This window comes from Zhouia amylolytica AD3, from assembly GCF_000511935.2.
GTDB classification, from domain to species: Bacteria; Bacteroidota; Bacteroidia; order Flavobacteriales; family Flavobacteriaceae; genus Zhouia; species Zhouia amylolytica.
The window spans coordinates 1-11431 of sequence record NZ_AYXY01000020.1; the positions used below are offsets into that span (position 1 = coordinate 1).

The following is an 11431-nucleotide window of genomic DNA, read 5'->3' on the forward strand; positions in this document are numbered from 1 at the left end:
CTCAAAACCAAAGTTTTTTCAAAGTAATTTATACCCGGTTTATTTCTAGCTCTTTACATCCAAAATTATTTTTGAAATTATCATTGACAACCCTTAAAAGGCACTCTTATATATATCACCGCATACACCACACCTACCCTATTCATAGTTTACACACTCTGTATATATACTGTATCCACACTGTTGCACCGGGCCTGGACACCTTTAAACGAGTTGTAAATCTTCTTTTAGCACCTATTAAGGTATCAGGTGGAAGGTTGGAAACGAACAATGACCTTAAAAACAAAGACGAACTCATATATATTATATACTAAACACTCTTAAGGCAACCATACCTTATCCATACTCTATCTATACTGTATCCATACTGTTGCACCGGGCCTGGACACCTTTAAACGAGTTGTAAATCTTCTTTTAGCACCTATAAACTCATCAAATGGTTTGCGTAAAATGAATAAGGACCTTAGAAATGAAGTTGGACTCATATATAATACATAAGGAACATCCTTAAGGCAACCATACCTTATCCATACTCTATCTATACTGTATCCATACTGTTGCACCGGGCCTGGACACCTTTAAACGAGTTGTAAGTCTTCTTTTAGTACTTAGTAATGTATCAGAAGTAAGGTTAGAGATAGATCAGGACAATAGTTATAAAGATCGAACTCATATTATATAGATAGTACTCTTTTTACTCATCCCTGTATTGACTTTGGCTCATCTATCCTTTATCAAGGGGTTACACAGGGCTTATCCAGGACTTATCTACGGCTTTGCACCGGGCCTGGACAACTGTAAAACACTTTATGCAACCTGTGAAACACCGATGGGATTCGCCTCTTTATAAATAGGACAATAAACAGACGTCAGAATTCGCGTGTTCCTAATAAAATAATGAACTGGCGCTGCTTCCTCTATATACACGAGGAACCAAACCTTAACCCTGTTATTAAGTCATCATTAAACAAATCATATTATCTATATTCATTTACCTATATCCGGCTCACAACTCATGAAGAAATATTATCTTTATCTTTAAAAGATCATCAGACTTTATATAACCATGACAGAGGTACTTCAACAGGATGACGGGAAACACGGAAAGTTTCACATTGCGGAAAACGGTAAAGATTTGGCGTACATGACGTACACATGGGCAGGAACCGATAAGTTTATCATAGACCATACTGATGTAAACCCTATATTAAAAGGTCAGGGTATTGGGTTACGTCTTGTGGAAGCTGCGGTTCTGTTTGCCAGGGAAAAAGGAATTAAGATCATTCCGCTTTGTCCATTTGCGAAAGCCACCCTAGACAAACATTCTGAATGGCAAGATATTCTTTAAAACATCTTATTATATAAAGGTCTTATAATATTGTATGCTTTATAACTTCCTATTATCTTTGCACACTGTATTTAAAAAACTTATTAATGATCAAGATTACATTACCAGATGGTTCGGTAAAGGAGTTTGAGAAAAATTCGACTCCAATGGATGTTGCCAAGAGTATCAGTGAAGGCTTGGCTAGAAACGTTATTTCGGCAAGTTTTAATGGTGAAACGGTTGAAACGGTAACCCCTTTAACCACCGATGGTAATCTTGTTCTTTATACCTGGAATAATGACGAAGGGAAAAAAGCTTTTTGGCATTCCAGCGCTCACGTGTTAGCTCAGGCTTTAGAGGAATTGTATCCTGGCGTTAAACTAACAATTGGTCCGGCCATCGATAATGGATTTTATTACGATGTGGATTTTGGTGACCAGGCTGTTTCAGAAAAAGATTTTCCTGCCATCGAAAATAAGATGTTAGAGATTGCCCGTGGCAAGCACGAATTCAATATGCGTTCTGTTAGTAAGGCTGATGCCTTATCATATTATAAAGATCAGGGCAACGAGTTTAAGGTAGAACTTATAGAGAATTTGGAAGATGGAACTATCACCTTTTGTGACCATGCCACTTTTACGGATTTATGTCGCGGAGGTCATATTCCAAATACAGGATATATTAAAGCTGTAAAACTTTTATCTGCGGCCGGTGCCTACTGGAGAGGTGATGAAAAAAACAAACAGCTTACCCGTGTATATGGTATCTCCTTTCCTAAACAAAAAGAGCTTAAAGAATATCTGGCTCTTTTGGAAGAAGCCAAAAAGAGAGATCACCGTAAATTAGGGAAAGAATTAGAGTTGTTTACGTTTTCAGCTAAGGTTGGTCAGGGCTTACCATTATGGTTACCAAAAGGCGCTGCATTGCGCGAGCGTTTAGAACAGTTTTTGAAAAAAGCACAACAAAAAGCAGGATATGAGCAAGTGGTTTCGCCTCATATCGGACAAAAAGAACTTTATGTAACTTCCGGACATTATGCTAAATATGGAGAGGATAGCTTTCAACCTATTCATACTCCTAAGGAAGATGAGGAGTTCTTATTAAAACCGATGAATTGTCCGCATCACTGTGAGATTTATAACGCCAAACCTTGGAGTTATAAAGATCTTCCGAAGCGTTATGCGGAATTTGGAACGGTTTACAGGTATGAACAGAGTGGAGAATTGCATGGACTAACCCGAGTTAGAGGTTTTACGCAAGATGATGCTCACATATTCTGTACTCCGGAACAATTGGATGAGGAATTCAAGAATGTAATAGACCTTGTTCTTTATGTATTTGGCTCTTTAGGTTTTGAAAACTTTACCGCTCAGGTATCGTTAAGAGACCCTGAAAATCCTGATAAATACATTGGAAGTACTGAAAACTGGGAAAAAGCTGAAAATGCTATTATCAATGCTGCCAATGAGAAAGGCTTAAATTATGTTATAGAAACCGGCGAGGCAGCTTTCTATGGCCCTAAGCTTGATTTTATGGTGAAGGATGCATTGGGAAGGAAATGGCAATTGGGAACGATCCAGGTAGATTATAACCTACCGGAGCGTTTTGATCTTAGCTATAAGGGTAGTGACGACAAACTTCACAGACCTGTAATGATTCACCGGGCTCCTTTTGGAAGTATGGAGCGTTTTGTAGCTATTTTACTCGAGCATACAGGTGGTAATTTCCCTTTATGGTTGATGCCAGAACAGGCTATCATACTCTCTCTCAGTGAGAAATATGAAAAATATGCGGAAAAAGTTTTAAATTTATTGGAAAATGACGAAATTCGCGCCCTCGTTGACAACCGCAACGAAACCATAGGGAAGAAGATCCGTGAAGCAGAGATGAATAAAATACCATTCATGCTGATTGTCGGAGAAAATGAAGAAAAGGAAGCAACGGTTTCAGTAAGAAAACATGGTGAGGGAGATTTAGGAAGCATGTCTGTAAAATCATTTACAGATTTGGTTAATAAAGAAATCAGTAGTAACTTAAAACCGTTTAAGTAAAATAAAGTTTAACTAAAAAATTATAAGTCATAGCTATTAGAAGAAATAATCGTCGTCCACAACAGAGACAAACTCAAGAACAACACAGGATCAACGAAAAAATTCGTGTACCTGAAGTGAGATTGGTAGGCGATAATGTAGAAATGGGAGTTTACCCAACCAGAGAAGCTTTTTCAAAGGCTCAGGAAATGGAATTAGATTTGGTAGAGATCTCTCCAAATGCAAAACCTCCCGTTTGTAAAATAATGGATTACAAAAAGTTTCTTTACGAACAAAAGAAACGCGAAAAGGCTCTAAAGGCGAAAGCTAGTAAAGTTGTCGTTAAAGAGATTCGTTTTGGTCCGCAAACTGATGACCACGACTACGAATTTAAAAAGAAACACGCAGAGAAGTTCTTAAAAGACGGTGCCAAATTAAAAGCATACGTTTTCTTTAAAGGACGTTCTATTGTATATAAAGACCAAGGTGAGATTTTACTTTTACGTTTAGCTTCTGAATTGGAAGAGCTTGGTAAAGTAGAACAAATGCCTAAACTTGAAGGGAAGCGAATGACTATGTTTATCGCTCCTAAAAAGACTAAATAAGATAAGCGAGATAATTAAGTAAATACTAGGAGAAATGCCTAAACAAAAAACAAAATCTAGTGCTAAGAAGCGTTTTAAGCTTACAGGTACTGGTAAAATCAAAAGAAAGCACGCTTTTAAGAGTCACATTTTGACAAAAAAATCTAAAAAGCGTAAGCTAGCGCTTACTCATTCAACGCTTGTTGACAAGTCGGATGAGAATAGCATTAAGGAACAACTACGTTTAAAGTAATCGTTCCTTCGGTTCAATAAATTGTATAACCCTGGAGTTAGGCTCAAAAAAAGTGTCAGTTTCTGACCGCCTACTACAAAAAATTTAAAATTATGCCAAGATCAGTAAATTCAGTAGCTAAAAGAGCTCGAAGAAAAAAGGTTTTAAAACAAGCCAAAGGTTACTACGGAAGACGTAAAAACGTTTGGACTGTTGCTAAGAATGCGGTTGACAAAGCAATGCAATATGCTTACAGAGACCGTAGAAATAAGAAAAGAACTTTCCGTGCATTATGGATTACGCGTATTAACGCTGGAGCCAGACTACACGGTATGTCTTATTCTCAGTTTATGGGACAGGTTAAAGCTAACAACATCGAACTTAACAGAAAAGTTCTTGCAGACTTAGCTATGAATCACCCGGAAGCTTTCAAAGCAATCGTTGAAAAAGTAAAATAAACGTCTAACAATATATTATCTCGTTTATAAATCCGGTTCTAAGAACCGGATTTTTTATTTTATGATGTCTCAGTAAAATAACGTGCAATTAACATCTAATTACTTGATTCTACCTTACTTTTGCACCTTAAATCTATTTAAATGGATCTATCTAAAGTTAGACTTGTCGTTAGTGATATGGATGGGACCTTGCTTAATTCTGAAGGGAAAGTGAGTGACCGTTTTTTTCAGTTATACGAAGAATTAAAAAAATACAATATACATTTTGCAGCAGCCAGTGGTCGTCAATATCACAGTATTACCGATAAGCTGAACAAGATTGCTAATGAAATTACCATCATAGCTGAGAATGGTGGAATTGCCAAGCAGCATGACAAAGAACTTTTGGTAACTCATTTACCCAAAGAAAAGATCGATTACCTTGTTGGACTTCTAAGGGATCTCGAGGGTGTATATGTGGTACTTTGCGGAAAAAACAAATCGTATATAGAAACCAGAGAGGTTGAATTTATCGATCTTTTTAATGAGTACTATGCAGCTTATGAGATTGTTGAAGATCTCACCAAGGTTGATTCTAAGGACATCTTAAAAATAGCTGTGTTTCATTACGAAAGTTCCGAGGCGCATATATATCCGGCTGTAAAACATTTGGAAGATGAGATGCAGGTAAAAGTATCCGGGCAAAACTGGTTAGATCTGTCTCACCCTGATGCCAATAAGGGAGTCGCCTTAAGATTTCTTCAGAATCAACTGGGCGTTACCAAAGAAGAAACAATGGTATTCGGAGATTATAATAATGATTTGGAAATGATGCAGGAGGCTTATTTTAGTTACGCCATGGATAATGCTCATCCTAACATAAAACAAGCGGCTCGCTTTAGAACCACCAGTAATAATGAAGATGGAGTGGTTCAGATCCTGGAGCAACTTATCGCTTCGAGGAACCAAAAGCTGTAATCACTAATTTTCTTGTCCCCCCATTATTTCGGTGCTCGCATAGATAAATTCCTTGCCAGGTACCCAAATTTAACTGACCATCAGTTATGGGTATAGTAACGGACGACCCTAAAAGCGATGCTTTTATATGCGCTGGCATATCGTCGGGACCTTCATACGTATGAATATAATAGGGTTCATTTTCTGCTACCATTTTATTGAAATGCGATTCAAAGTCCGTTCTTACCGTGGGATCTGCATTCTCATTGATTGTCAAACTCGCCGAGGTATGTTTAATAAACACCTGTAATTGCCCTACAGTCAGCGTAGTTATCTCTGGGATGGCATCAAGTATCTTATTTGTTATTAGGTGAAAACCTCTTGGATAGGATTCAATTTTTATCTCCTTTTGAAAAATTCTCATGTTAATTTAAATCCGTTAAATGAATTTTAAGCCTTAAAAATATAAATAAATGACAAAAAACATTGTTTTTAATTGATATATCAATTATATTTATATTAATTAAAATTAGCATTGGTGAAGCTTCCTAATGAAACCATTTTTTATGCCATAGAACGAGCTATTAAGGAATATAGAAGAATGGCTCAGAAACGCATAAGCAAAAGCATACCTAAAATCACCATTGATCAAGCTATGGTACTGATCTTTTTAAAGAAGTATCCTAAGCTTTCTCAAAAAGAATTGGCCAAATTGGTTTTTAAGGATGCTGCTTCGGTTAACAGAACTATTGATTTAATGACTAGAAACGGCTATTTGGAGAAATCTTTAAACCCTTCGGATAAGCGTCGATATCATTTAAGCGTTACGGTATTTGGAGGTCGCACTCTTGATGAAATGCAAGAACTCATCAAACAAAATCGAAGCATGGCTTTAAAAGGAATAACTGATAATGAAATTGAACAAGTTGACCATATACTCCAGAAGATTATTGAAAACTGTAATAATCACAATGGATAAAAAATGAGGAGGAACTCATCTCAGCAGCAGATTTTAATTCTTAAATCACTTTTGAGATGAGTTTTTAACGAAATAGGAAATAATACAATTCTAGCAACTAACTTAAATCTAACCCAAACCAACTATTTCCTAAAGAGCCCTTAAACAATATTGTTTAAGGGCTCTTTTTTTAATAGTCTACATGATAATCTTTTTTAAAGCTTTTACCGCTCCATGCTTTTTTCGAGGTCCATTCTTCAGGATCCGAAGTCCAAAATTCATCATCGGCAGGTAAACCTAAGGGTAGAAAACTTAAAGAGGCCATATACATACTTCCGGTAGACGAATAATAATCGGCCACGTCGGGGTGATGTCCGCAGAAGCCTAGCGTAAGCCAATCATTCTTATCAAAGGTTCCTTTTTGAAAGATGTTCTTTTTAACGGCGGTAAGTGCACTCCTCACCTGTGCCGGACTTATATCTTCAGGTAATTTCTTTATTAATGCCACTTGGGCCAGCGCCTGAAATGCACCATTCCTATAGGTAATAGATCTACCTATAACCGGATAGGTTCCTTCAGGAGAAATCATCCGCTCTAAATGCACCACATATCTTAACATCCTTTTTAAAGCAAGTTCATAATCTGCTACTGGTACCTTTCCATGATCTGATAATACTTTTAAGGTATCTACCAGCATCGGATGAATTACGAAAGAATTGTAATAATCAAATGAAAAATTCGGACCATCACTATACCAGCCATCACCTACATACCAATCTTTAAATTTATTCAATGCACGATCTACAGCTTCTTTATCCCACTCCTCTCCTATTTCCAGGAGGAAAGCTTCAGTTATTGCAGTAAAGAGTTGCCAATTATTGTTCCAAGGTTTTCTGGTTCTAAGTGCTTTGAATTCTTTGACTACTCTCTTTTTGGTGGTATCATCTAATGGCTCCCATAATGCTTTAGGAGCTCTTAAAAAAGCATGGGCTAAATATGCTGCATCCACTATTGGCTGATATTCTTTGGTGAAATTCAAATAATCGGGATTAGACGGATCAACTCCGTTGGCTATCCCCTTAAGAAACTTTGCTTTTAAATCTTTACGCATTTGTCCTTCCTTGGTGTCATCGTCGGGTAATGCTAACCAGGGTGCCATTCCAGCTGCTGCTCTACCCACCGCTTCCAAATACGTAACATTCTTTCTTCCGTCATAAGATGGTGAGACTTCAAAAGGCATGTTTTTCACCAAGGTTCCATTAGCCAGATTCGAAAATACAGGATTCATCATTCTATACAACATGCCAGTCCAATAGGCACGATCGTTTGGTTTTTTGGCATCCAATAGATGATTAGAACTTTCCTGGTTTGAAGCAACCAGACTACCAGGGAGCATTGCGGTAATGATTCCAGCTATTGAGGCCGAACCAATAAATTTTCTTCTTTGCATTCGTATTTTGTTTTAGACTTTCAAGAATAATTAAATTAAAAACCAAACCATTTTGGCAATAACATTGTTATTTCCGGTATATAGGTAATCAGCAATAACCCGAAGATCATCACAAGGAACAATGGCATTAATGGTTTTACCACTTTTGAAATACTGAGATTCGCCACACTACAACCTACAAAGAGGACAGAACCTACGGGTGGTGTACACAAACCAATACTTAAATTCAATATCATTATAATTCCGAAATGAACGGGATCGATACCCAGGGCAGTAACAATGGGTAAAAATATGGGTGTGAATATGAGTACTGCCGGGGTTATATCCATAAATATTCCAACCCCTAAAAGGATTAAATTGATAACCAACAGCACTACAAATTTGTTATCTGATACATTCATCAGGAGTTCTGTTACTGCTTGTGGCAGGTTTTCATACGACATGGTCCAGCTCATAGACATGGAAGCCGCTACCAATAACATAACGATAGCAGTGGTTCCTGCAGATTTTAAAATGATTTCAGGGAGTTCATTTATGGTAATTTCCTTATAGATCAGTGAAAGAATTAAGGCATAAAGTACTGCAATCGCAGATGCTTCGGTAGCAGTAAAAATACCGGCTACAATACCACCAACCACCACAACCAATAAAAATAAACTTGGTAACGCTCTCAAGAAATACTTGAAGATTTCATACCATTTGGCCTTTAATCCTATCGGATATTTTTTCTTATAAGCATAAATACCTGCCACCAACATCAATAAAAATCCGATGAGAAAACCAGGCACATACCCTGCTATAAACAAAGCTGCTATTGAAGTTCCTCCACTTGCCAGTGAATAAACAATCAATACATTACTCGGGGGAATTAACAAACCTGTGGTCGAAGAAGTAATATTCACAGCTGCACTATATGCTTCATCATATCCTTCTTTTTTCATTCTTTTACCCATTACGCCTCCGATAGCGGAAGCTGCAGCCACCGCAGACCCGGAAACCGCACCAAAAAGCATACATGCAACTATATTAACATAGGCAAGTCCGCCCGGAAAACTTCCTACCAGCGACTTTGCAAAATCAATCAAGCGTTTAGCAATTCCACCTTTATTCATTAATTCTCCTGCGAATATGAAAAACGGAATGGCAATGAGGGAGAAGCTGTCCAGACCTGTTGCCATTCTTTGGGCTACCACGGTAAAGGTTGCCAAAGAAGGAATACTAAAACATAGAGTGATTAATGCTGATAACCCAATACTATAGGCAATGGGAACACGCAACATTAAAAACACAACAAAACTTATAATGAGGATATAAATTTCCATGAACTTTTATTTAATGCTATACTCTGTATGACTGACTACATTTTTAAAATGACTTATACTATAAATGATGATCAAAACTCCACTTATCGGTAAAACCATATATATATATGCCAACGAAATTTCTAATGCAGGCGATTTTTGCTCCAGGTAATAGGTTAGATATACCAGTCTACCACCGCCAATAACTAAAACGAGTAAGGCGAATAAGCCCACGAGAAAGGCAGCAACTTTACCTAGAATACGCTCGCGGTATAAATTCATCCATTTTGACGGGATCAATGAGATTGCAAGATGCATTCTTTTTCCGGTAGCATAGGCTGCTCCCAACATACCAATCCATATCAAAAGATATCTGGCCAATTCATCAGTAAAAGAGCTGGGTGCATTCAGCACATATCTTGAGAACACTTGCCATAATACATTTAAGGTCATGATCGCCATTAAAGCGATTAACACTTTTTCCAATATATTGTCTAGCACTCGCTTCATTATTCTTGAGATTTTATGGCTTTAATCATTTCTGCAATCACTTCTTCTTGTGATGCTTCTTCATACAGTTCTTTTACACTATTGGCAAAAGGTTCTTTATCTGGGTAAACAATCGTAACCCCAACCTCTTTTAAACCCTGGATAGCTTCTTCTTCTGCCTCTTTCCACAGTTTTCTTTGATATACCACAGATTCCTGAACCGCTTCTTTCAGCCATGCTTTTTCATTTTCATTTAATTTATTCAGGGTTTGGGTTCCGATTAATAATACATCCGGGATAGCCGTATGTTCATCTATGGAGAAGTATTTACATACTTCATATTGTCTTGACAAGTAAAAAACCGGTGGATTATTCTCTGCACCATCTACAACTCCTGCTTGTAAAGCCGTGTACAATTCGCCGGCAGAAATAGGGGTTGCGGCACCACCCATGGCCGAAATCATACTCATGGCCATTGGACTTTCCATGGTTCTGATCTTCTTACCCTTTAAGTCTTCGGGTTTTTCTATGGGATGATCTTTGGTGTAAAAACTTCTGCTCCCAGAGTCGTAAAAAGCTAAGCCATGCAACAAGGACTGATCGCTGGAGGATAAGATTTCCTGTCCTACTTCACCGTCCAGAACTCTGAATTGATGTTCTTTATTTTTAAAAATATAGGGTAATCCAAAAACTTTATATTGCGGAGCAAAGTTAGCCAATACTGCAGCTGAGACTTTAGTCATATCTAAACCACCTATCTGAATTAATTCCAGACATTCCCTTTCAGATCCTAATTGCTGGTTAGAATAAATTTCTATCGTAAGTTTTCCATTGGATTTTTCTTCCAGCCGTTTTGCCATAAACTCCATGGCTTCATGTACGGGATGCGTTACGTCTAATCCATGAGCACATTTAAGCACTTTTTGATTTGATTGCTCTTTGCAACCATAGGTAATCAGACAAAAACAACTTAAAACAACAACTATTAATCTATGAAACATTTTTAATTATTTGATAAAGGCCATTGCCTCACTGATTGCTGTTTTAATTTTTTTATAGTCTCCCGCTTCAAGCCATTCTTTTTTGAAAAGTGCAGATCCGATACCTACACTACACACCCCTGCATCGAACCACGAGCGAAGATTTTCTTCTGTAGGCTGTACCCCACCAGTAACCATGATATCGGTCCATGGACAAGGGGCTTTAACGGCTTTAACAAATTCAGGTCCTCCAAGTTGAGCTGCTGGAAATATTTTTATTATGTCTGCTCCCAATTCATGGGCGTTTCCAATTTCAGTAACCGTTGCACATCCGGGAATCCATACAATTTTTCTTCGGTTACATATTTTCCCAATTTCAGCATTCAGGAGTGGTGATACAATGAAAGATGCTCCATTCTGAATGTACAAAGCGGCCGTTGGTGCATCAACAATAGACCCTGCTCCCAATTCAAATCCGGGTAATTCTTCTAACACATAGCGGTTAAGAGCGGCAAAAGTTTCATGAGCAAAAGTACCTCTGTTGGTAAATTCAAAAACTTTAAGTCCTGCTTCATAACATGCTTTAACCACTTGTTTACAAACTTCCAGATCGGAATGATAAAAAACTGGGACAATTTTAGATTCCTTTATTTTTATGATTGTATCAACTTTTATACTCATATGAA

The 11431-nt window shown here is 37.5% G+C and carries 13 protein-coding genes; 7 read left to right on the forward strand and 6 right to left on the reverse strand.

The features are described 5' to 3' along the window. The first annotated feature begins 1066 nt into the window (after positions 1 to 1066). From P278_RS08995 to P278_RS09020, 6 genes are all read left to right on the forward strand, one after another. Positions 1067 to 1348, forward strand: coding sequence for a GNAT family N-acetyltransferase (locus P278_RS08995; RefSeq protein ID WP_038265596.1), 282 nt, complete (start codon positions 1067 to 1069; stop codon positions 1346 to 1348). 86 nt (positions 1349 to 1434) lie between these two features. Further along, positions 1435 to 3378, forward strand: a complete 1944-nt coding sequence (gene thrS, locus P278_RS09000) for a threonine--tRNA ligase (RefSeq protein WP_038265598.1) — start codon at positions 1435 to 1437, stop codon at positions 3376 to 3378. Between the two features lie 35 nt (positions 3379 to 3413). Further along, positions 3414 to 3962, forward strand: a complete 549-nt coding sequence (gene infC, locus P278_RS09005) for a translation initiation factor IF-3 (protein ID WP_200909614.1) — start codon at positions 3414 to 3416, stop codon at positions 3960 to 3962. 34 nt (positions 3963 to 3996) lie between these two features. Beyond that, a complete protein-coding gene (rpmI, locus tag P278_RS09010; protein ID WP_038265602.1) occupies positions 3997 to 4194 on the forward strand; it encodes a 50S ribosomal protein L35 in 198 nt (65 codons plus the stop codon). A gap of 92 nt (positions 4195 to 4286) precedes the next feature. Beyond that, entirely contained in the window at positions 4287 to 4631 is a 345-nt protein-coding gene (gene rplT, locus P278_RS09015) for a 50S ribosomal protein L20 (RefSeq protein ID WP_038265605.1), read from the forward strand. A 141-nt stretch (positions 4632 to 4772) separates the two neighbouring features. After that, a complete protein-coding gene (locus P278_RS09020; protein ID WP_038265607.1) occupies positions 4773 to 5588 on the forward strand; it encodes a Cof-type HAD-IIB family hydrolase in 816 nt (271 codons plus the stop codon). Here the strand turns inward: P278_RS09020 and P278_RS09025 are convergent. Beyond that, complete coding sequence (locus P278_RS09025) at positions 5560 to 5991, reverse strand: secondary thiamine-phosphate synthase enzyme YjbQ (protein WP_038265610.1); 432 nt, start codon at positions 5989 to 5991, stop codon at positions 5560 to 5562. The two genes, P278_RS09020 and P278_RS09025, sit on opposite strands and share 29 nt — an antisense overlap. A 114-nt stretch (positions 5992 to 6105) precedes the next feature. Between P278_RS09025 and P278_RS09030 the strand changes: the two genes are divergently transcribed. Further along, a complete protein-coding gene (locus P278_RS09030; protein ID WP_038265613.1) occupies positions 6106 to 6546 on the forward strand; it encodes a MarR family winged helix-turn-helix transcriptional regulator in 441 nt (146 codons plus the stop codon). A gap of 169 nt (positions 6547 to 6715) precedes the next feature. On the opposite strand, the gene P278_RS09035 is transcribed toward P278_RS09030, so the two are convergent. Genes P278_RS09035 through P278_RS09055 form a run of 5 tightly spaced genes read right to left on the reverse strand, consistent with a single transcriptional unit; the run spans position 6716 to position 11426 of the window. Then, entirely contained in the window at positions 6716 to 7975 is a 1260-nt protein-coding gene (locus tag P278_RS09035) for a DUF2264 domain-containing protein (RefSeq protein WP_038265616.1), read from the reverse strand. A 35-nt stretch (positions 7976 to 8010) separates the two neighbouring features. After that, complete coding sequence (locus P278_RS09040) at positions 8011 to 9297, reverse strand: TRAP transporter large permease (RefSeq protein ID WP_038265618.1); 1287 nt, start codon at positions 9295 to 9297, stop codon at positions 8011 to 8013. Positions 9298 to 9303: 6 nt separating this feature from the next. After that, complete coding sequence (locus tag P278_RS09045) at positions 9304 to 9786, reverse strand: TRAP transporter small permease (RefSeq protein ID WP_038265621.1); 483 nt, start codon at positions 9784 to 9786, stop codon at positions 9304 to 9306. Next, positions 9786 to 10766 carry a TRAP transporter substrate-binding protein gene (locus P278_RS09050; protein ID WP_038265624.1) on the reverse strand — a complete coding sequence of 327 codons (981 nt, stop codon included), beginning with the start codon at positions 10764 to 10766 and terminating at the stop codon, positions 9786 to 9788. Before P278_RS09050 ends, P278_RS09045 begins: the two co-directional genes overlap by 1 nt. A gap of 6 nt (positions 10767 to 10772) precedes the next feature. Continuing rightward, complete coding sequence (locus P278_RS09055) at positions 10773 to 11426, reverse strand: bifunctional 4-hydroxy-2-oxoglutarate aldolase/2-dehydro-3-deoxy-phosphogluconate aldolase (protein WP_038265627.1); 654 nt, start codon at positions 11424 to 11426, stop codon at positions 10773 to 10775. Positions 11427 to 11431 lie beyond the last annotated feature (5 nt).